This is a genomic window from Aquimarina sp. RZ0 (assembly GCF_008370685.1).
Taxonomy (GTDB): domain Bacteria; phylum Bacteroidota; class Bacteroidia; order Flavobacteriales; family Flavobacteriaceae; genus Aquimarina.
In genome coordinates, this window is the sequence record NZ_VTZU01000048.1 from 24055 (window position 1) to 45709 (window position 21655).

A 21655-nucleotide genomic window follows, 5' to 3' on the forward strand; every position below is an offset into this window, starting at 1 on the left:
AAAAATAAACCGTAGCTATAGCTATGCTTGATTTTTTTGCCTTGCATAAAGAAAAAATAATTCAATGAATTTATACGAATTTTTTAATCACAAATCGTATAACTTGTCTTTTTGGTATCTTTAATAAATAATCTTTTTAAGAATTTACTATTCAAAACCAACCATTCGTTAATTTTTCATGAATTTCAATACTTTATTAGCTGTATTATCAAAAGAGACGTAATACAATCCAGTAGCTAAATCAGTAACATTTATTGCAGCACCTTCACCTTCTTTCACAGTGAATCCTAACACATTATATATCTTCCAATTATCAAATTTACCGGAAATATGTAATTGATTATTTGTTGGATTTGGGTACACAGAAATTTTACTTTCTGGATTATCAATATCAGGGGTAGACAATATGTCCGATGTACGAATGACTTCTCTTGTAAAATCAAATGTCTGCAGTGCGCAACTACTGATAGCACCTCCATTATCAGGAAATGTCACAACCACTGTATTATCCCCTGCATTTAAAAGGTTATAGGGCACATCTGCTTCTAACATTCCAAAAAATATGTTTTGATCTCCTCTATTTACTCTATCATCCTGCGTATCTCCTCTATAATCTGCAGGAATTGAAACTTGAGTACCATTTACTGTAACCACAGGAATAAGTTGAGTGTTGATAAGTCTTCCTATACCTAAACGTAACACTGCCTCACCTTGCGTCCCAAGACTTACTCCCGGTATCGTGAATGTAATAGGTTGGTTGGCTACAATATTCTGGTTATATGTTGTTGCATATATTTTTTGTTCTGTAGAGGTTTCATCAACTACTGGAGTTTGATCAAAACTATATTCAATAATCATATTCGCTTCTTCCCTCAAAGTAACGGTTGCAGGAACTGCAGTGAAATCTTCTGAGGTGAGTGTTGGGTTACCATCAGCTCCCAGGAATAACTGCTTAATATTTACTCCTGTTACATTTGCGAGATCTACTCCTTTTTCATTTAAGTTAACAGTCAAATCAGTTTCATCAAGGCTATTCAAAATTAAATAGGCTTTGCTGTTAGGAATATCTACATAGGCATCTACCATCAAATCTAAATCTGTAGACTTGGTATCAACACGTGTACCATTTACATCAGCCCATAGTTCATAAAACTTAATAATCTCTGTAAAATCATATTCCTGATCAACCGGAGCTGTAAAATTAGGAAAAGCAGGAAATAAATTGGCTTGAGTAAGCCCTCCTCCAGTCGGAGCTGGTGCTTCTTCTGCTCTTCGCATCATACGCCAGGGATATACAAATCCTGGAACACCTGCACCTGCATATAAAAACTCTGCTCTTGCCAAAACAAAAGGAACCGTTTTCTCAATTACGTCTGGTCGTTCCATAAATTGCATCATCATAGAAGAAAAAGCTCGTAACATAAACCAATCTCTCCCAGGAGACCAGTTTTGACCAAAAAAATCATTTAATTGAGAGCCATATTCCGAAATTACCCAAGGCTTCACACTTCCCCACTGTATGGTATTATAATGCTCAATCATATCGAGGGTCGCTTCGATATTACCTCCTTTACGCAGTATTTCACTTCCTTGTATACTAGGAAAATCATATAAGTGTATCGAATAAAAATCCATATCTTCTCCTACCTCATCAATAAAACGTTTCCATCGTTCTTCCCATTGCCCAAACAACTGCTGGTTTCCTGCATCTTTACCAAAAAATTGTAAATCCGGAAATGCGTTTGTAAAACCTCCTACAAGTGCATCAGGGTTTACTGCTTTTATTTCTTTGGCTACCGTTCTATGTAATTCAAAAATTTCCTCGGTAGAGGCTGCTGGTGCTCCTTGCGTAAAATCTACTAAAGGAAAAAAGGGTTCGTTAATAACCTCTATCCAGGTAGGTCTTGGAGGGCCATCTGCACCACTTGTCGGATTATCTCCGTAGCCGTCTCTTAAAAACAACGCCATAAATTCTCCAGTTGCCGTACCAAAATCATCATCTGCAGGACCATCTGCTTGTGAAAAAGCAAAATTTCCGGCAGAAGTTCCATCAGGAAAGAAAGGACGGTCTTGTGCTGCTGTTATTACACGACCTTTATTCTGTGTTGCATGCTTTCCTGGCTGAAAAAGATTGTAATTCGTATTTAATTGATTCCCGGCAGAAGTAATACTAGAAGGGTTTGCAAACCCTGGTCTTGAGGGATCCTCAGATACCTGACTTGCAAGAAATCGCATACGCCCTGCTTCTCGGCCATAATGTGCATCATAACGAGTTAAAAGACTATCTAATTTTCCTAGCTCTACGTTATAATCATTCTCAGTGGCATCTGCATGGATCACAATAAATTTTTCTCGATCAAAAGTATCTTGACCTCCTACAACGTGACGCAAATCAAAATTAACATCGACTTCAACCTGCGCAAATGCAGAGAAGCTAAGACATAAAAATGTAAAAAGAGTAATTTTTAAATTCATAGTTTTCAGGATTTTAAAAAGGGTATATAATTATTTTTCATGAACTCATCTTGACTTTTTATTTTTTAGGAAATAAAAAGTCAAGATGAGTTCTATTTATGTTTATATATTTAAAAAATATTCAAAAGAAAATATGTTTTTTAGAGAATCAAATATTTAATTTAATCTCAAGATTGTTATGTCGAATACATTATAAAAAAATTACACTAACTTGTATTAAAAAACTTACAAACCACAAAAGTATCATAATTATCTTAAAAAACTCCATTCAAATCATTTATATCTTATTAATAATCAACAATTAAAACATATATCTCGTCACTAAAAAAATATCACAATCTATTAACAGAATAATACAAAACAGTATATTTCAGCAGCATAAAACAAAAAATAACTCTTTAAAAAATCAATACATAGTTTAAAACAGATCGATATAAGCACCAAATCATAAGACAAAAAAAAAAAAAAAACACCTCAAAGCTATACAAATGAGGTGTTATTGAAAATAATATATTTAGTTTTATGAAAATTACATGCTGTACAGATTTATTTTAAAATAAAATTAGTGAATTTATCTTGAGCAGTGGTTTTCAATCGAAAAATTTGGCTTTTGTACTATAATGAAATAGGTTTTTTTAGCATAGTCATAGCTACGGTTAAAAAAAACAACAAAATTAGTGTGCAAAATGTAAATTTTGTAGGTCAAACCACTACCCAAGATGAGTTCAGTATCAAAAAGATTAAAAAACCTGTAAATCAAAATCTTTGTCAGGAATAAAAGAATATCTCAGGCTATGTTATGTGATCTTATAAAAGCTATTGAAATTATTTACTTAAATACATTCTTCTTCTTGAATATAAATCATAAAATTGATCATCTTTAAGGTCATCGATAAACAAAATACTCTCTCCCGTACTTTTCATCTCTGGTCCCAGCTTTTTATTTACATTCGGAAATTTATTAAAAGAAAACACAGGTTGCTTAATAGCAAATCCATCTAAATGTGGTTTAAAATCAAAATCAGTTACCTTTTTCTCTCCTAACATTACTTTAGTTGCATAGTTCACATACGACTCACCGTATGCTTTTGCTATAAAAGGAACTGTTCTGGATGCTCTGGGATTCGCTTCAATTATATATACAATATCATCTTTTATAGCGAATTGAATATTAATTAATCCTACAGTATTAAGAGCCAATGCTATTTTATGAGTGTGGTCTTTTATTTGCTGCATTACGAACTCACCAAGATTAAACGGTGGTAATGTAGCGTTAGAATCTCCAGAATGTATTCCACAAGGCTCTATATGCTCCATAATACCTATAATATACACATTTTCGCCATCACAAATCGCATCTGCTTCTGCCTCAATGGCGCCATCCAGATAATGATCCAGTAACAACTTATTGTTTGGTATTTTACGCAATAAGTCTACTACATGTTCCTCTAATTCTTGTCTGTTTATAACAATTTTCATTCCTTGCCCTCCTAATACATAAGAAGGTCTTACTAATATCGGAAAATCCAATCGATCCGCTACTTCCAAAGCTTCATCGGCAGTTTCTGCTATATCAAACTCAGGATACGGAATATTGTTCTCTTTTAATAATGTTGAAAAACTTCCTCTATCTTCGGCTAAATCTAATGATTGAAAAGTAGTCCCAATAATTTTAACTCCGTAACGATCTAATTTCTCTGCTAATTTTAGAGCCGTCTGCCCTCCTAATTGAACAATCACACCTTCCGGTTTTTCGTGACGGATGATATCATATATATGTTCCCAGAAAACTGGCTCGAAATATAGTTTATCAGCTGTGTCAAAATCAGTAGAAACTGTTTCAGGATTACAGTTAATCATAATGGTTTCGTATCCACATTCTGCAGAAGCCAATACTCCATGAACGCAACAGTAATCAAATTCGATCCCCTGACCTATTCTATTAGGACCAGATCCTAATACTACAATTTTTTTCTTATCAGTAACTACGCTTTCATTCGCAACATATGTTTTACCTTCAGGAGTTTCTACAGCTGCTTCAAAAGTTGAATAAAAATAGGGGGTTTTAGCTTTAAATTCTGCTGCACAGGTATCTACCAATTTATACACCCTGTTAATTCCAAGTTCTTCTCTTTTGGCATATACTTCACTTTCATAACATCCCAACATATGAGCAATTTGTCTGTCTGCAAATCCTTTTTGTTTTGCCTCAAGAATAAGCTCTTTGGTCAATGATTGAATTGTATAGGTAGTAATCTCTTTTTCTAAAAAATATAATTCTTCATATTGTTTCAGGAACCACATATCAATTTTTGTGATCTCATAAATCCTACTTAAAGGAATCCCCATTTGTATGGCATCATAGATTACAAATACTCTATCCCAACTGGCATAAGTAAGTTTTTCTATTATTTGATCATAATCTTTATATCCTTTGCCATCAGCTCCCAAACCATTGCGTTTTATCTCCAGAGATTGCGTAGCTTTATGCAATGCCTCCTGAAAAGAACGACCAATCCCCATCACTTCTCCTACAGATTTCATTTGTAGCCCCAATCTTCGATCAGATCCTTCAAACTTATCAAAGTTCCAACGTGGTATTTTTACAATAACATAGTCTAATGTAGGTTCGAATAAAGCAGAGGTAGACTTTGTAATTTGGTTATCTAATTCATCTAGTGTATATCCTATTGCTAATTTTGCAGCAATTTTTGCTATTGGATATCCTGTTGCTTTAGAGGCTAATGCAGAAGAACGAGATACACGTGGATTAATTTCTATGGCTATAATCTCTTCATTCTCATCAGGGCTTACTGCAAATTGCACATTACATCCACCGGCAAAATCACCAATACTACGCATCATATGAATAGCCATATCACGCATACGTTGATATGTTTTATCACTAAGTGTCATTGCCGGAGCAACGGTTATAGAATCCCCTGTATGGATACCCATAGGATCCATATTTTCGATGGCACAAATAATAACTACATTATCATTGGCATCTCTCAGTAATTCTAATTCATATTCCTTCCATCCTATCAATGCCTTGTCAATCATAACTTCATGAATTGGCGACACTTCTAATCCACGAGTCAGTAATTCATCAAAATCTTCTTCTTTATACACAAAAGATGCTCCAGCCCCTCCTAACGTATAAGATGCTCTAATTACTAGTGGAAAACCAAACTCCTGAGCAATCTCCTTTCCTTTGAGATATGATCCTGCAGTAGCTTGTGGTGCCATTCCAATGCCAATCTTAAGCATTAACTCTCTGAACTGTTCCCGGTCTTCTGTAATATTAATAGCATCTATATCAACGCCAATAATTTCTACATCAAAATCTTTCCATATTCCTTTTTCATCCGCTTCTATACACAAATTCAGCGCTGTTTGTCCTCCCATAGTCGGTAACACAGCATCGATCTGAGGGTGATCTTTCAGAATCTGTATAATTGATCTGGTATTTAAAGGTTTTAAATACACATGATCCGCCATAGACGGATCTGTCATTATGGTAGCAGGATTAGAATTAATTAATATTGTTTCTATTCCATCTTCGCGAAGTGAACGTAACGCTTGCGATCCGGAGTAATCAAACTCACATGCTTGTCCTATTACAATTGGACCTGATCCTATGATCAATATACTTTTGAGTTTTTCGTTTTTAGGCATTTGATAACGGTATTGAAATTTTAAAATATTTTTAGGATCGGATATAAAAAAAGGCGTTACTCTAAAAAAGTAACACCTTATATATCATTCATTACACTACAATCATTAGTGCTTATGTCTTAGTTCTGAAGAAACAGATAGCTTTTTTCTACCTTTAGCTCTTCTGCGAGCTAATACCTTTCTACCATTAGCAGAAGCCATACGCTCTCTAAAACCGTGTTTGTTTTTTCTCTTTCTCTTCGATGGTTGAAACGTTCTTTTCATTGCTATCTATATTTCTTTATCTTCTTGAAACCTATATTTTAATACTGATGGGCCTTCATCCCAAAACTGCGGGCAAATATACGAAGAGTTTTTACTTTCACAAACCTAATTATCAAAATATTTTTAATTGTTTTTATTACCTTTGCCGCGATAAAAAAATAATACATTTCATGTACAATAAAAATATTAAATTAGTAATTGCGGCATTAATCATTGGAATAGCCATTTGGCAAATGATAGAAGGATATATTGGTAATGGCATCATGCTTATTTTACTAGCTCTATTTTTTATATTTTTATATTTTAAAAACGAATTCATTCTTATTTCATTTTTAAGATTGCGTAAACAAGATTTTCCCGGAGCCAAAAAATGGTTGGATAAAATTAAGAATCCGGAAACTGCTCTGACTACAAAGCAACACGGATATTATAATTATCTTTTGGGTATCATGTTATCGCAGACTAATATTACACAAGCAGAAAAATATTTAAAAAAAGCGATTAAACTTGGGTTGTCAATGAATCAAGATCTAGCCGTTGCAAAGCTTAATCTAGCAGGTATAGCCATGACTAAAAGAAGGAAGAGAGAGGCACAACTATTGCTTACTGAGGCAAAAAAACTAGATAAACATGGGATGCTGAAAGACCAAATCTCCATGATGAAGCAACAAATGAAAAAGATTTAGGCACACTAATTGCTACTAAAATTGCGTTATCAATTAGTTTTAGAAAACAAAAAGAAAGTAAGGTCTACTGCAAAATGTAAGGTTTTAATGAACCGAAGCTGTAATTTCTAAAGACTTTATAGTACATTAGCTACCATAATTAAGTTGTAATGAAGAAAATTTTAATTCTAGGAATACTCTTTTTATATTTTGGAAATACTTTTGGGCAACCCGAAAGAAAAATTCCTTTTTCTGTGGGTATTGCCGCTCATATTAAGAAGTATAATCAAAAAAGTAATCAAGCATATAAAGATCAGGATCTGGAATATGCTCAGTTTTTATTTGATTCTTTGGTTGATAACCACCTCAAAGGAACATACATGGATAATTTTAGTATGAGTCCCACCAAAGGAGATCCTATTGATTTTTCTACATTTGAAAAACCGATATTTCTTATTACCTATGCTACCTGGTGTGTCCCTGGTGTTGGAGAGATTCCTGCTTTAAATGATTTAATAGACAAGTTCCACGATCAGATTGATTTTGTTGTATTGTTCTGGGATACTAGAGAAAGTCTTAAAGAAAAAGAGAACGAATATAGCCAAAATGCACATTTGCTCTATGTCAATGAAAAAACCAATCAGAATTCATACATCATCAATAATCTCAAGCATTCATTAGGCTTTCCTATGATGTATTTTTTGGATGCTGATAAAAAACTTTTAGACATCCGAAAAATTGTTACGCATCATTCTAGTGAAACGCTTAGTAACTCCTATTCTATTCATTACAACTCACTTTCTAAAGGTGTTTCTCTTTTGATAACAGATTTAGATCTGAATCAATCAGAGACTAATAAAGAAAATGAGCTTAATGAGGAAGATAAAAGAACGAGAGAAGAACGCGATATTGATGAAGAATATGAGCGATATAGAAGAGAAAAAGACTCGATAGACAATCAAAAAAGGTAAATCCAGTTAAATTGATAGTGTACTACACCCCTAAATTATGGTAAAACATCGGGATTCTTAAATTTTTACAAACACCTAAGAACAGTGCGTCTATCCAGTTCAGATAACGATAGAGAATAACTCATTTTTCAAAAATCATTTTAATGTTACTATTAAAAAAAACTCCTCCAAATATTTTTTAAAGCAGTATTTGATTTATAGAAATTGTGAGTTTACTTCCAAGATTATCTTCTTAAAATATAAGAATAGCATACCTATCCAATTCAGATAATGTAATTACTATGATTACAGCAAATTTTCAGTTTACATATCCTTCCTTATTATATTAAAAGCAGCCAAAAATAGTGTTACGGGAACAGAGAATACAGCAAGGCTCGTACATTTAGCCTGTGCTAAGTAAAACCTGACAACACCATAAGATAAAACAGTATCATAACAACACTCCCTCCTATTCCCTTTATTCCATTCAAAATGCCGTCGGTAAACCAATAACCACCTGCAAAACAATTGTGATTGTATCGATATTACGTTTTCAAAAAACAGATGTATCTATATGCTACACTGGATAGATTAATAGTCTTTATTGTGCACTATTTGTATTTGTAAAAACTTCTGGATCTAATCGTGTATTTTGATGTACAACTATTATTGACCAACATTCGTTTTATAATAACCGTCTTTTGGGATTTTTATCAAATATTCTTTTCCAGAAGCGTTATTAAGATGTGCCTCTCTCAGCCAGGGATTATGGAGCTTCAAAATCTTATAGTTAATACCGTATTTTGCAGCAAATTCATTAAAGTCTACAATAGGTTCATCTACAAAAACAGTAAAGGTAGGAATATATTCGTACAAATCTTCATCTTTAAAATTAAACCCGTATTTCTTAGGATTACTCAGAATCTCCTTAACAGCTGCAATTCTAAAAACGTATCTTCCTGTTTCTTGTCCTAATAATAAATCATAATATGATTTTGCATTTTGACGCTGTAATTGTTTATTAATACCGCCGCTTCCTGCATTATATGCAGCAGCAGCTAGTGTCCAGTTTCCAAAACGTTTTTTTGCTTTCTTTAAATATTTACAGGCAGCCTCTGTAGCTTTTTCTATATGATAGCGCTCATCCACATTTTGGTTAACCTCTAGCCCATATTCTCTACCAGTATTCTTTAATATCTGCCAAAATCCAGTAGCCCTCGCCGGAGAAACAGCCTGAGTTAAGCTACTCTCAATCACAGCTAGATATTTAAAATCATCAGGAACCCCATGTTCCTTTAATATAGGCTCAATAATAGGAAAATATTTGTTTGCACGTTTAAACAACAACAATCCATTGGATTGCCAATATGTATTCACCAAAAGCTCCCTATCCATTCGCTCTCTAATATCGGGGTTTTCTACAGGCACCAATTCTCCTGCAAAATTAAGATTATCCGGCATAGGCACCGCATATACATTATAATCATTAATTAATTTTTCTTCTAAAAGTTCTTGAACAATAGGTTTTTGAGGTTCTTTCTGTGTAGCATTAATCAATATTCCAAAAGTAAATAATACTCCTAAAAAAACTAAAATTTTTTTTATCATTTTCATCGTTAAGTAGATTTTATTTCGGGGGATAAATTTCTATGTTTCCAAAATAACGTAAAATAATGGATTTATCAACAATTAATTACTAATAATTTTTGGCAAATTCTCATTAAACCACCTAGCTCGATTAATTATCATGACATGAGTTCCCTTTTCTATGGTAATGCAATCTTTTATATGAGTAATTGGAAAAACAATATCCTTATCGCCATGAATATGAACAATACTTGGTATTGGTTCTTCTTGATCCCAACAAACAATTTTCTCTATTGCCCAATCAAGATACACCTTATCATTGATGGATAAATATTTTTGATACATGGCAGCTCTCTTTTTTGCAAAATCTCCAAAAGCAAGTTTTTCCCAATTATCTATCTTAGAAACGATTGATGTAGGCATAAGTTTGTATGCTTTGGTTTTTCTTGCCAGCTTCATTCTATTCGGCAATTCATGTTTGCTTTTTACACTAGAAATGATAACTAATTTTTTTATTTTCAAATACTTACTCATTTCCTGAACCATAATGCCTCCAAAAGAGACACCTATTAATACAATGTTCTCATGAGTTATTTCTGCGCACATCCTTTTAGCATAAGTATCCATAGGTTCTCCTTTCTCAGGAATCTTCCATGGGATCATATGTGTCTGATATCTATCCTTTGAAAGGTCTATATGCTCAAAAATAGAAACATCTGCGGCCATTCCAGGAACAAAATAGATGTGGGTAACTTCCTCCATATTAGGTATTTTAACAATGGTTTTTATTTTTAAACCTGTAATTTTCTTATCTTTGCACATCAAAATTATAGTAATACTTTTTCAGAAAAAAGTAAACACCATATTAAATTATTGTAAAAGGGTTTTTTTTAACTAACAAATACTAGTTAGGATAAAAAACAATAATTAAAAATTGAAATTTTCTACAAGCTGTGATTTCATAGTAAATAGTTTAATTTCTGAAATGGATTATGATTAATGATGCCCCTTTTAATTTTTATTAAATATTAAATTAAAAAAAATATGGAGAACATGAGCGATGTGGAATTAGAAATCGTGGACAACGAATTTTTAAGACAATTCGAAACCACTATTGAAGGTCAAAAAGCAAAGATTGAATATGCTCAACAAGAAAGAAAAATTTTCCTTACCAAACTCATTATGAGTGAAGAACAAATCGAAAAGGGATATTCTGAAGATTTTATTGTAGCTGTTTTTAATATTATAGAAGAACGTAATATACGACTTGTTCCTACAAGCCCTATTATTGCTAAATTTATGAGAAAAAACAGAAGAAAATATAAAGATTTACTTCCTGTGGGCATAAACATTTAGAAAAGAAGATATCGTAAAACTAAAAAACCTACTGAATAGTAGGTTTTTTTTCAGTTATCTAAAAAATCAAATCTAACCATTCCGTCATCATCAATATTCGATAGTCTTACTTTATGTAGTGTATTTACATATGAAGGATCCCATGGCATTTTTACCTTTACATAATTTTCTGTGAATCCATGAATATATCCTTCCTTATTTTCTGACTCAAAAAGCACTATTCGGTCTGTCCCTATTTGACTCTCATAAAACGACCTCCGTTTCTTTACAGATAATCCACGTAGCATCTTACTTCTTTTCTTACGGATATGTTGTGGCACTACTCCTGCTAATTCTGAAGCGATTGTATTTTCTCTTTCAGAATACGTAAACACATGTAAATAAGAGATATCTAATCCTGACAAAAAATTATATGTATCCAAAAAATGATCATCCGTCTCTCCCGGAAAACCTACAATAACATCAACACCTATACAGGCATGTGGCATTACATCTTTTATTTTACTTACCCTATCCACATATACATCACTTAAGTATCTTCTGCGCATTAGTCTCAGAATCTCATCACTCCCAGATTGTAGAGGGATATGAAAATGAGGTACAAAAGTTCTGGAATTTGAAACAAAATCAATTGTCTTATTCTTTAAAAGATTCGGTTCTATAGAAGAAATACGTAATCTCTCTATGCCATCAACTTTATCTAGTGCTTGTACCAAATCATAAAAAGTATGTTCATGCTTTTTATTTCCAAACTCACCCTTCCCATAATCACCTATATTAACACCTGTCAATACAATTTCTTTAATATGCTGTTCAGAAATATCTTTGGCATTTTTTAATACATTTTCTAGCGTATCACTGCGCGAAATCCCTCTTGCCAAAGGAATTGTACAATAGGTACATTTATAATCACAACCATCCTGCACTTTAAGAAATGCTCTGGTACGATCACCTATAGAATAACTACCTACATAAAAATCAGCTTCTTCTATTTCACAAGAATGTATTTCACCAAACTCATTTTTGGACAGATCATTAATATAATCTGTAATTTTAAATTTCTCGGTTGCCCCCAATACAAGATCCACTCCGTCTACCGCAACTAATTCTTCTGGCTTTAACTGAGCATAACAACCTACGGCCGCAACAAACGCATCAGGGTTTGATTTTTGAGCTTGCTTAACGATTGTTTTGAATCTTTTATCTGCATTTTCTGTTACAGAACAGGTGTTTATTACATAGATATCAGCAGACTCAGAAAAATCTACACGATCAAAACCTTCATCCGTGAAATTTCTGGCAATTGTAGAAGTTTCTGAAAAATTCAGCTTACATCCTAAAGTATAAAAAGCTACTTTTTTTCTCATTAATATATATACTATTACGCCTGTTAAGACAGAAATCTGTTTATATTTATACTAGTTTTTAACAAAAAGATACTGATCTTAGTCAGTATCATGATTAAAAACCGTCAAAGATACCAACAATAATCCATTTACTGAAATTGAAAATTAATCATTTAAGCAATATAATCAACTACTTTACAGTGGTTTATCTTTGCACCTCATGTGTTTCTTGTAAAAACCCTTTAAACCAGGAAAAAGACTATCAGATATTTAGATATAACGAATACTCCAATATCAATTCACTAGATCCTGCCTTTGCCAGAAATCCGCCTATTATTTGGGCAACAAATCAGTTATTTAATGGATTGATACAGTTAGACGATTCTTTGCATATACAACCAGATATTGCTAAAAAATGGAGCATTTCTGAAGATATGTTGACTTATAACTTTATTCTAAGAAATGATGTAAAATTCCATAAGCACCATCAATTTAAAACAAAGGACAGTACAAGAATTGTAACAGCACAAGACTTTGAGTATAGTTTTAATAGGCTTACAGATCCTAAAGTTGCGTCACCCGGAAACTGGGTTTTAAATAATGTATCTGCTTATAAAGCCATTAACGACACTATCTTTAACATGCAGTTAAAAAAACCTTTTCCTGCATTTTTAGGTTTAATGAGTATGCGCTACTGCTCTGTAGTTCCCAAAGAAATTGTAGAATTCTATGGCACTAATTTCAGATCTAACCCGGTAGGTACAGGACCTTTTAAATTTAAATTATGGGAAGAAAACATAAAACTAGTACTTAGACGAAATGAATTATACTTTGAAAAAGACGAAAAAGGTACACAATTACCTTATTTAGAAGCTGTAGCTGTAACATTTTTACCAGACAAACAAACAGAATTTCTACAATTTGCCAAAGGTAATATAGATTTTCTAAACAGTTTAGATGCATCATACAAAGATGAATTACTAACTCCAAGTGGAAAATTAAGGGCAAAATTCAAAAACAAGATTAATTTCTCTAAAGGTTCTTACCTGAATTCTGAATATTTGGGTTTCTACCTTGATGGAGAAAAAGACGAGGTAAAGTCCGAGCTTATCCGTAAAGCGATCAATCACGGATTTGATAGACAAAAAATGATCACCTATCTAAAGAATGGGGTTGGCTCTCCAGCAAATAGCGGCTTTATACCCAAAGGACTACCTGGGTTTAACAATCAACAAGGGTACGAATACAATCCAAAAAAATCAGAACTCCTTATAAAAGAATACATCAAGGCAAGTGGTAATAAAAAACCTACAATCCATATTGCAACAGACAATAATTACCAAAGCTTATTCGAGTTTATCCAGCGCGAAATGGAAAAAACAGGGCTTACCATTATAGTAGATGTTATGACGCCATCTACCATTAGAAAGAAAAAATGGAGCGGTGAATTAGACACCTTCAGAGCAAGTTGGATCGCAGATTACCCGGATGCCGAAAATTTCTTATCCCCGTTTTATAGTAAAAACTTTACTCCTAACGGACCTAATTACACACATTTTAAGAATGATGCGTTTGATCGATTATATGAACAAAGTTTCTCTGTTACCGACAACAAACTAAGAGAAGAACTCTATATAAAAATGGACTCTATTATTATTGCCCATGCACCTATAGTGCCTTTGTATTATGACCAAGTTACACGATTTGTGCAAAAAAACGTAAAAGGACTCACTAATAATCCTCAGAATTTTTTAGTACTAAAACGCGTATGGAAAGAGAAGGAATAATCTCTTTTTTTAGAAAAAATATTTAAAAAAATGCTTTTTATCGATAAAAAAAGTATTTTAAACCTGTTTTTACTTCTTTTTAATTATATTCGTGCCAATAAAATTTCAACTAAAAATTATATTGATGAAAAAACATTATTTATGTCTAATCGTATCTGCATTTCTTTTTATCATATCTTGTAGTGATGATGACTCAAGCCCAGAAGGGCTTGTAAATATTACTCCAGATCCAACAGAAGAAATTGCATTAGACCCAACTGACATTTCTAAAAATATTCTTATTCCAGGGGGTAACAGAGTTTCCGGGAATGCTCCGTCTCCTAATGGAACGTTAACTTTTAGTATGGATCAAACAAACCAATCTGCTTTTCAGAAAAATGGATTTAATATTAATTTTGAAGCCCCTGCTAATTATGCCGGAGCGTATATTCAGGTAAAATCAAAAGATAATGGCGAGACAGCAGATGAATATTGGGATGTTTCCCCATCTAACAAATCTTCACATAGTAATGATCATAAAAGAAGAAGACTACTTACTCATCAAACAAGTAAACTAAACGATCAAGAAATTGAAATTGATGTAAATTTTGAAGACACTGTTTCTGCTGGTACTTTTTGTTACCTTATCTGCATATATGATACTGATGGCAATATTAGCGAACCGATAGAAGTTTGCGTAGAAGTTGAAGCTTGGGGAGGGAATCCTAATATTATAGGAACCTGGAATTATACTAAACGAACCAGGGACGGTATTACAGAAGACACTCTTGGTCAAGAAGAATGTGATAATACTACTGTTTTTTGTGAAAATGAAATGGAATTAACCGTTGAAAATGCATACTGTGACACCCTTTTATCTTTACCAATTATCTTTAATGCGGATGGCACATACTCATATGCCGAAACATCTAACTATACAAATCTAGACTATCAACAAACAAGAGAAAACTGTATTGCCTCTTTTGAAGAAGAAGGAGAAGAAATGTATACTTCCAAAGGAAACTGGGCTTATGATGAAGAAGAAGGAAGGTTGACATTAGTAGAATTCGAATATTCAGAAATAGATAATGGAGTTTCAGAAAATGGTTTCGAAGAAGATGGCTATCTCCTGTTTGATGGTAAAGCTACAATAACAGAATCAAGTCTTATTATAGAAGGTGAATATAATGACGATCTGGAAACTTATATTGTTGAATTTCATTTCAACAAATAATTTTTTTTCTTTCTTAAAAGACGTTATCAAGCATAAAAATAAGTCCATGTGAATTCATTACATGGACTTATTCTTTATGAATCATAACTTTTACGCCATGGTTGTGTATCCTCAAAAATATGTGTTAAAATTTTCCCATCTTCTTCTGTAAAATCTACTTTACGTCTAGCCATGACAACTTTAGCCACTTCAAAAGCTTTTTTGGTAAGATATGTAGTAAAACCGCTACTTCCTCCCCAACTATAGCTAGGTACAAAATTACGAGGGAATCCGCTACCAAAGATATTTGCATTGACCCCAACTACTGTACCTGTATTAAACATCGTATTAATTCCACATTTGGAATGGTCTCCCATCATCAATCCACAAAATTGTAATCCTGTTTTAGCAAACCCTTCTTGCTCATAACTCCAAAGACGTACCGGGGCATAATTATTCTTCAAATTAGAAGTATTTGTATCTGCTCCCAAGTTACACCACTCTCCTATTACTGTGTTTCCTATAAAACCATCATGTCCTTTATTTGAATATCCAAATAGTACAGAATTACTAATTTCTCCGCCTACCTTAGAATATGGACCAATTGTAGTACCTCCATATATCTTTGCTCCCATTTTTACAGTTGCATGATCACATAATACAAATGGACCTCTAATCAAACTACCTTCCATAATCTCTGCATCTTTTCCTATATATATAGGACCTCCAGAGGCATTTAGTGTAGCGAATTCTAATATAGCTCCTTCTTCTAAAAATATATTTTCCGGGGCAATTATATTATTACTGGCAGGAATAGGTTGACTCTCCCTATCTTTTGTCAATAAGTCAAAATCTTCTCTAATTGATTGCTCATTTTTTGAAAAAATATCCCACGTATTTTTTACCGTAATAACATCATAATTATACTGAATGACTTCAAATGAATCAAAATCAACTTCTTCTTCCTCTTTTGTATAAAATGCAATAGGTTCATCCTTATAAAAAACAGCCTGCATTGGTTTTAGATTACCAATTAAATTTACTAGATTCTGTGTAGGAAGGTACGAAGCATTGATCATTACATTTTCTTCTAACTCTACCATAGGAAACTTATCACTAAGATAGTCTTCAGTAACTGTAGACGTTGTGCTGCTTAAATATTTTTCCCATTTCTCACGAATGGTCAAAATCCCTATTCTAATATCGGCAACCGGTCTGGTATAGGTAAAAGGTAATAATGCATTTCTGGAAGATCCGTCAAAAAGGATATAATTCATCTGTTTTTATTTATTGTTTTTTATAGTCAGATAGAATTCGCCATTAACATTCAAGTTGACACCAACTTAATTATTATGGCTCATCTCATAAGTTAGCCTGATAATTTTAGCTTATCAAAAATACGGTAAGATCTAAAAACAAAAAAGCCTTTCATTACAGAAAGGCTTTAAATAATTCTTGTATACTAAATTACTTTTTAAACTTAGCATATTTATTTTTAAACTTATCAATACGTCCTGCCGTATCAATTAGTTTAGATTTACCTGTATAGAAAGGATGAGAGGTTCTAGAAATTTCTAATTTTACCAACGGATACTCAACACCATCAACCTCAAGTGTTTCTTTAGTATTCGCAGTAGATTTAGTTAAAAAAACCTCATCATTTGACATATCCTTAAAGGCAACTAGTCTATAATTTTCTGGGTGAATATCTTTTCTCATCTTAATTATCTTATCATTTTTTCGAGGTGCAAATTTAATCATATTCTTTAAATTTGCAATAGCAATGTTATTTTTTTGTTGATTTTAATTAAAATTCTTTTTTTCCTATGCTAAATGTAACAATTTAGTAATTTTATATACTTATGGTTTATAAATAACCAAAACTAAATACTATGGAAAAATCTGTTAAATCTACTGCAATTACTCAAGGTCTTATCCTTGGTGTTATACTATCTTTAATTACTGTTATTGGATATGTTGCTTATCAGGATATATTTACGCAATGGTGGTTATTGTTAGTATTATTAGGTATTACCATAACCATTGGGATTATTTCTGCGATTAAAAGTAGAAAATTATTAGGTGGATATATTTCTTACAAAAGTGCTTTTACTTCCTATTTTCTAACCATAGTTATAGGAACCCTTATAAGTATGGTGGTTGGAATCTTAATTTTTACTGTTATCGATACCGGAGCTGCCGAAAGTATCAAAGAAAGATCTATCGAAGTTACCGTGCAGATGATGGAGCGGTTTGGAGCACCCCAAGAAACAATTGATGAAACCATTACTAAAATGGAAGAACAAAATACTTTTGGAGTTGCAACTCAATTAAAAAACTGGGCTGGTGGCATGGTATTCTACATCATCGTTGGACTACTTGCTTGTCTCGCAATAAGAAAGAATGAACCTTTATACTAAGTTCAACAAGGTTGACTAAATACACAAAAGTGGGTTCCTTCCGAGTAACCCACTTTTGTATTTTAGAATAAGATTTTCTACACATGGATTACCTATATTTGTCCTTAATTTTCATTAAAATGCTAATGGGGGAATCTCAGAAAAAATTTATTACTTACATTTTAGGAATTGCAATTATATCTGGAATCGTAAGAGTTTTGTTAGATTATGTATCAAGAATACTTGATACAGCTCCTATTATATACTATTCCACTTTTTTAATAGCTTTTATCTTAGAAGTTATTATTATTATTTATACGATTAAAAAATATAAAAAAGTAAAAAACATCTTTACTATTTTTGATGCTTTGAAAGTTGGCATTAGTATCATGGGCATCGTAGGATTGTTATACTGTGTAATGGCATTTATATATGACCAATATATAGATCCAGAGTTTCAAAATACAATGACACTTAAATTTACGGAGCAATTTTCTCCTGAGCAGCTAGAACAGGTTACAGAAAATCTCAAAAATCAAGACACTAGTAAGTCGTATATTGGAGTTATTATGTATACCATTTGGTTTATCTTTTTAGGTTCAATCATATCTCTCATTGCGGGTTCTGTACTAAAAACTAAAGAAGAATTGAAATAGATGAATATCTCCGTAGTTATACCGTTACTTAATGAACAAGAGTCCTTACAAGAGTTATATGATTGGATACTTCGTGTAATGCAATCTAATTCTTTTTCTTATGAAATCATCTTTATTGATGATGGCAGTTCTGATGGCTCCTGGCAAACTATTACAAAACTATCTGATACTGATAAAAATGTAAAAGGTATTCGTTTTCTTAGAAATTATGGAAAATCACAAGCTTTACATGCTGGTTTTTCTGAAGCCAAAGGCACTGTAGCCATTACTATGGATGCTGATTTACAAGATAACCCGGAAGAAATTCCTGAATTGTATAGCATGATTGTTAACGATAACTTTGATTTGGTTTCTGGCTGGAAAAAGAAAAGATATGATTCTGTTATTGCTAAAAATTTACCCTCCAAATTATTTAATGCCGCAGCAAGAAAGACATCTGGAGTAAAACTTAACGATTTTAATTGTGGATTAAAGGCTTATAGAAAACAAGTTATCAAAAACATAGAGGTATATGGAGAAATGCATCGATATATCCCTGTCCTGGCAAAAAATGCTGGTTTTAACAAAATTGGTGAAAAAGTTGTATTACATCAAGCCAGAAAATATGGAAAAACTAAATTTGGTATGAGCCGGTTTGTTAATGGTTTTCTGGATTTGGTAACTATATGGTTTATGTCTCGTTTTGGCAAAAGACCTATGCATTTTTTCGGACTTATCGGTACCATTCTTTTTATTATCGGGTTCTTTTTCTCTTTATATCTGGGTATCGATAAATTATTTATACAAACCAAAGGAAGGCTAATTGCCCAACGACCAGAGTTCTATTTAGCTCTCACATCAATGATATTAGGTACACAGTTTTTTCTTGCAGGATTCTTAGGCGAAATTATACTCACTAGTGGACGCAATAAAAAGCGATATAAAATTTCAGAGACAGTACATCTTTAAAGTTTCGCAGAAAAACATCTTTTTTTTAAAAATATTATTAGCTTTTTATCTGATAAAGTGAATTATTAGCTACTTTATTTTTGGTGCCCCACAAACCAAAATTTAATAGTATTTTTGTAATCAAAACTATTCGCATGCAAATTACAGAATCCAAAATAGCTACAAGAGTTAAAGAATGGTTAACACCCGTTTTTGATAGCGAAACAATAGCTGAAATCAAAAAACTAGAACAAAATAATGTAGAAGCTCTTAAGGAAAGTTTTTATAAAGATCTGGAATTTGGAACAGGTGGTATGCGCGGTATTATGGGAATTGGCACTAATCGTATTAACAAATATACATTGGGAAAAAGTACTCAGGGACTGAGTAATTATTTACACACACAATTTCCTAATGAACAATTAAAAACTGTTATTGCATATGATTGCAGGAATAACAGTGATACCTTGGCTCAGGTTGTAGCTGATGTATTTTCTGCCAATGGGATAAAAGTATACTTATTTTCCAGCCTACGTGCCACCCCTGAACTGTCGTTTGCAGTAAAAGAATTAGGTTGTCATTGTGGAATTGTACTAACTGCCAGTCATAACCCACCAGAATACAATGGCTATAAGGTGTATTGGCAAGATGGCGGACAATTAGTTCCTCCTCAGGATGGCGAAATTATTTCAGAAATAAATTCATTAAAATATTCTGACATAAAATTTGATGCTGATGCGCATCTTATTCAAAAAATAGACACGGAAATTGATATTCCTTTTGTAGAAAACAGTGCTAAAAATGGAAGCTTTACAGCTACTCAAAAGGCAAAAGATAACACGATAATTGTATTTACTCCTTTACATGGTACATCAATAACGGCAGTTCCTCAAACTTTAGAAAAAGCCGGGTATACAAATGTACATATAGTAAAAGAGCAAGAAAAACCAGATGGTAATTTCCCTACAGTAAAATCTCCTAACCCAGAAGAACCTGAGGCATTATCCATGGCTATTGAGCTTGCAGAAAAAGTTAATGCAGATATCGTAATAGGCACGGATCCCGATTGCGATCGCCTGGGAATTGCCGTTCGCAATACCAAGAATGAATTACAACTATTAAATGGAAATCAAACCATGATCGTAATGACCTGGTTTCTATTAAAATATTATAAGGAGAAAAAAGGTATTAACGGAAATGAATTTATTGCTTCTACCATAGTTTCTACTCCTATGATGAAAAACCTTGCTGATGCATTTTCTGTAGAATACAAAGAAGTACTTACCGGCTTTAAATGGATTGCAAAATTAATAAAAGACTTTCCCGAAAAACATTTTATTGGCGGTGGCGAAGAAAGTTTTGGCTTTATGGTAGGTGATTTTGTAAGAGATAAAGATGCCGTTACTTCTACACTTCTTGCTTGCGAAATAGTAGCATATACAAAATCAAATGATAGCTCTTTTTACAATGAACTTCTAAAATTATATACTGAATACGGTTTTTACAAAGAAAACTTAGTTTCATTAGTTAAAAAAGGTATTAAAGGAGCTCAGGAAATTAAGCAGGCAATGATTGACTTAAGAAACAATCCGCCTACATCTTTTAATAAAGAAAATGTAATATTAATTGAAGATTATCAATCTAGTATTGCTAAAAATATACAGGATCATACAGAATATCCTATAAATATGCCCAAATCTAATGTATTAATTTTCTATACAGAGGCAGGTAGTAAAATTGCAGCAAGACCTAGTGGTACAGAACCCAAAATAAAATTTTATATTAGTGTACAAGAATCATTAAGTGAACCTTCTGACTTTGATACTGTACAAAAAAAATTAGACGATAAAATTGAAACTATTAAGGAAGAATTGCAATTATAACGTACTAATCGTTGGAATTCATATAAGATATAAACAGAGTTACTTTTTCATCTAAAGATTCTTTAACAGTATCATTTATATCATAAGCGCCTTATGATCTGTAAGTACTTTGGCTTTAAAATAACGACATTGACGATCCTTCCTATTGGTCTTAGTATCTTCTAAAGGAATGGATTCTGCCATAATCATTACGTTTTGTTTCCCTACTGCACCACGACCTCTTTTTACTTTTTGTTTCTCTATTTCAGAAGATGCAGCCCTAAAATAACCTTCATCCATTTCAATCATACCTTCTAAAGTGGGCTGCCCAGAAAGCCGCTATGCTATATTCTTTCTTTGCTACTTGTAAAATTAATAATGTAAATCCCTATATCTGGCTGAAAGATGTGCTGGAAAGAATCCCAGAACATAAGGCTAATAAATTAACAGAATTACTACCGAATAATTGGAATAGCGCTACCTAAATAGCTCCAATATTTATCCTGATTTT

At 32.7% G+C, this 21655-nt stretch carries 17 protein-coding genes and 2 pseudogenes; 10 read left to right on the forward strand and 9 right to left on the reverse strand.

Annotated elements, in window-relative coordinates; all coding sequences use genetic code 11:
* Window positions 1-168 precede the first annotated feature (168 nt).
* The 3 genes from F0000_RS17850 to rpmH form a co-directional block, all read right to left on the reverse strand.
* Window positions 169-2475, reverse strand: a complete 2307-nt coding sequence (locus tag F0000_RS17850; protein WP_149626096.1) for a T9SS type A sorting domain-containing protein — start codon at window positions 2473-2475, stop codon at window positions 169-171.
* 825 nt (window positions 2476-3300) lie between these two features.
* A complete protein-coding gene (carB, locus tag F0000_RS17855) occupies window positions 3301-6153 on the reverse strand; it encodes a carbamoyl-phosphate synthase large subunit (protein WP_149626097.1) in 2853 nt (950 codons plus the stop codon).
* Window positions 6154-6258: 105 nt separating this feature from the next.
* On the reverse strand, window positions 6259-6417 hold the full coding sequence (gene rpmH / locus F0000_RS17860; RefSeq protein ID WP_081414554.1) for a 50S ribosomal protein L34: 159 nt from the start codon (window positions 6415-6417) through the stop codon (window positions 6259-6261).
* Window positions 6418-6587: 170 nt separating this feature from the next.
* Between rpmH and F0000_RS17865 the strand changes: the two genes are divergently transcribed.
* Both F0000_RS17865 and F0000_RS17870 read left to right on the forward strand, forming a co-directional pair.
* Complete coding sequence (locus F0000_RS17865; protein ID WP_149626098.1) at window positions 6588-7103, forward strand: DUF2892 domain-containing protein; 516 nt, start codon at window positions 6588-6590, stop codon at window positions 7101-7103.
* A gap of 149 nt (window positions 7104-7252) precedes the next feature.
* Complete coding sequence (locus F0000_RS17870) at window positions 7253-8053, forward strand: redoxin domain-containing protein (protein ID WP_149626099.1); 801 nt, start codon at window positions 7253-7255, stop codon at window positions 8051-8053.
* A gap of 645 nt (window positions 8054-8698) precedes the next feature.
* On the opposite strand, the gene F0000_RS17875 is transcribed toward F0000_RS17870, so the two are convergent.
* Window positions 8699-9646: a lytic transglycosylase domain-containing protein gene (locus tag F0000_RS17875; protein ID WP_149626100.1), complete on the reverse strand. Its 948-nt coding sequence runs from the start codon at window positions 9644-9646 to the stop codon at window positions 8699-8701.
* Window positions 9647-9721: 75 nt separating this feature from the next.
* On the reverse strand, window positions 9722-10381 hold the full coding sequence (locus tag F0000_RS17880; protein ID WP_149626101.1) for an alpha/beta hydrolase: 660 nt from the start codon (window positions 10379-10381) through the stop codon (window positions 9722-9724).
* A gap of 291 nt (window positions 10382-10672) precedes the next feature.
* Between F0000_RS17880 and F0000_RS17885 the strand changes: the two genes are divergently transcribed.
* Window positions 10673-10975 carry an N-acetyltransferase gene (locus F0000_RS17885; RefSeq protein ID WP_149626102.1) on the forward strand — a complete coding sequence of 101 codons (303 nt, stop codon included), beginning with the start codon at window positions 10673-10675 and terminating at the stop codon, window positions 10973-10975.
* 50 nt (window positions 10976-11025) lie between these two features.
* On the opposite strand, the gene mtaB is transcribed toward F0000_RS17885, so the two are convergent.
* Complete coding sequence (mtaB, locus tag F0000_RS17890) at window positions 11026-12342, reverse strand: tRNA (N(6)-L-threonylcarbamoyladenosine(37)-C(2))-methylthiotransferase MtaB (RefSeq protein WP_188112174.1); 1317 nt, start codon at window positions 12340-12342, stop codon at window positions 11026-11028.
* A 179-nt stretch (window positions 12343-12521) separates the two neighbouring features.
* On the opposite strand from mtaB, the gene F0000_RS17895 reads away from it, so the two are divergent.
* Together F0000_RS17895 and F0000_RS17900 are read left to right on the forward strand one after the other, a co-directional pair.
* On the forward strand, window positions 12522-14108 hold the full coding sequence (locus F0000_RS17895) for an ABC transporter substrate-binding protein (protein WP_255452792.1): 1587 nt from the start codon (window positions 12522-12524) through the stop codon (window positions 14106-14108).
* A gap of 124 nt (window positions 14109-14232) precedes the next feature.
* On the forward strand, window positions 14233-15321 hold the full coding sequence (locus F0000_RS17900) for a hypothetical protein (protein ID WP_149626104.1): 1089 nt from the start codon (window positions 14233-14235) through the stop codon (window positions 15319-15321).
* A gap of 74 nt (window positions 15322-15395) precedes the next feature.
* Here the strand turns inward: F0000_RS17900 and F0000_RS17905 are convergent, their stop codons facing one another.
* Window positions 15396-16577: a GlmU family protein gene (locus F0000_RS17905; RefSeq protein WP_149626105.1), complete on the reverse strand. Its 1182-nt coding sequence runs from the start codon at window positions 16575-16577 to the stop codon at window positions 15396-15398.
* A 190-nt stretch (window positions 16578-16767) separates the two neighbouring features.
* Complete coding sequence (locus F0000_RS17910; RefSeq protein ID WP_025741669.1) at window positions 16768-17019, reverse strand: type B 50S ribosomal protein L31; 252 nt, start codon at window positions 17017-17019, stop codon at window positions 16768-16770.
* A gap of 173 nt (window positions 17020-17192) precedes the next feature.
* Here F0000_RS17910 and F0000_RS17915 point away from each other — a divergent pair, with 173 nt between their 5' ends.
* The 4 genes from F0000_RS17915 (at window position 17193) to F0000_RS17930 (ending at window position 21165) form a co-directional block, all read left to right on the forward strand.
* Window positions 17193-17720, forward strand: coding sequence for a DUF4199 domain-containing protein (locus F0000_RS17915; RefSeq protein WP_149626106.1), 528 nt, complete (start codon window positions 17193-17195; stop codon window positions 17718-17720).
* A gap of 125 nt (window positions 17721-17845) precedes the next feature.
* Window positions 17846-18355, forward strand: coding sequence for a DUF4199 domain-containing protein (locus F0000_RS17920; protein ID WP_188112175.1), 510 nt, complete (start codon window positions 17846-17848; stop codon window positions 18353-18355).
* Window positions 18356-19303, forward strand: coding sequence for a glycosyltransferase family 2 protein (locus tag F0000_RS17925; RefSeq protein WP_149626108.1), 948 nt, complete (start codon window positions 18356-18358; stop codon window positions 19301-19303). It abuts the gene before it with no gap.
* A 134-nt stretch (window positions 19304-19437) separates the two neighbouring features.
* Window positions 19438-21165: a phospho-sugar mutase gene (locus F0000_RS17930; RefSeq protein WP_149626109.1), complete on the forward strand. Its 1728-nt coding sequence runs from the start codon at window positions 19438-19440 to the stop codon at window positions 21163-21165.
* Between the two features lie 31 nt (window positions 21166-21196).
* Here the strand turns inward: F0000_RS17930 and F0000_RS17935 are convergent.
* Window positions 21197-21471, reverse strand: a pseudogene (locus tag F0000_RS17935) (transposase); the annotation flags it as partial.
* Here F0000_RS17935 and F0000_RS17940 point away from each other — a divergent pair.
* Window positions 21468-21629: pseudogene (locus F0000_RS17940) on the forward strand (transposase domain-containing protein); the annotation flags it as partial. The pseudogenes F0000_RS17935 and F0000_RS17940 overlap by 4 nt on opposite strands.
* Window positions 21630-21655 lie beyond the last annotated feature (26 nt).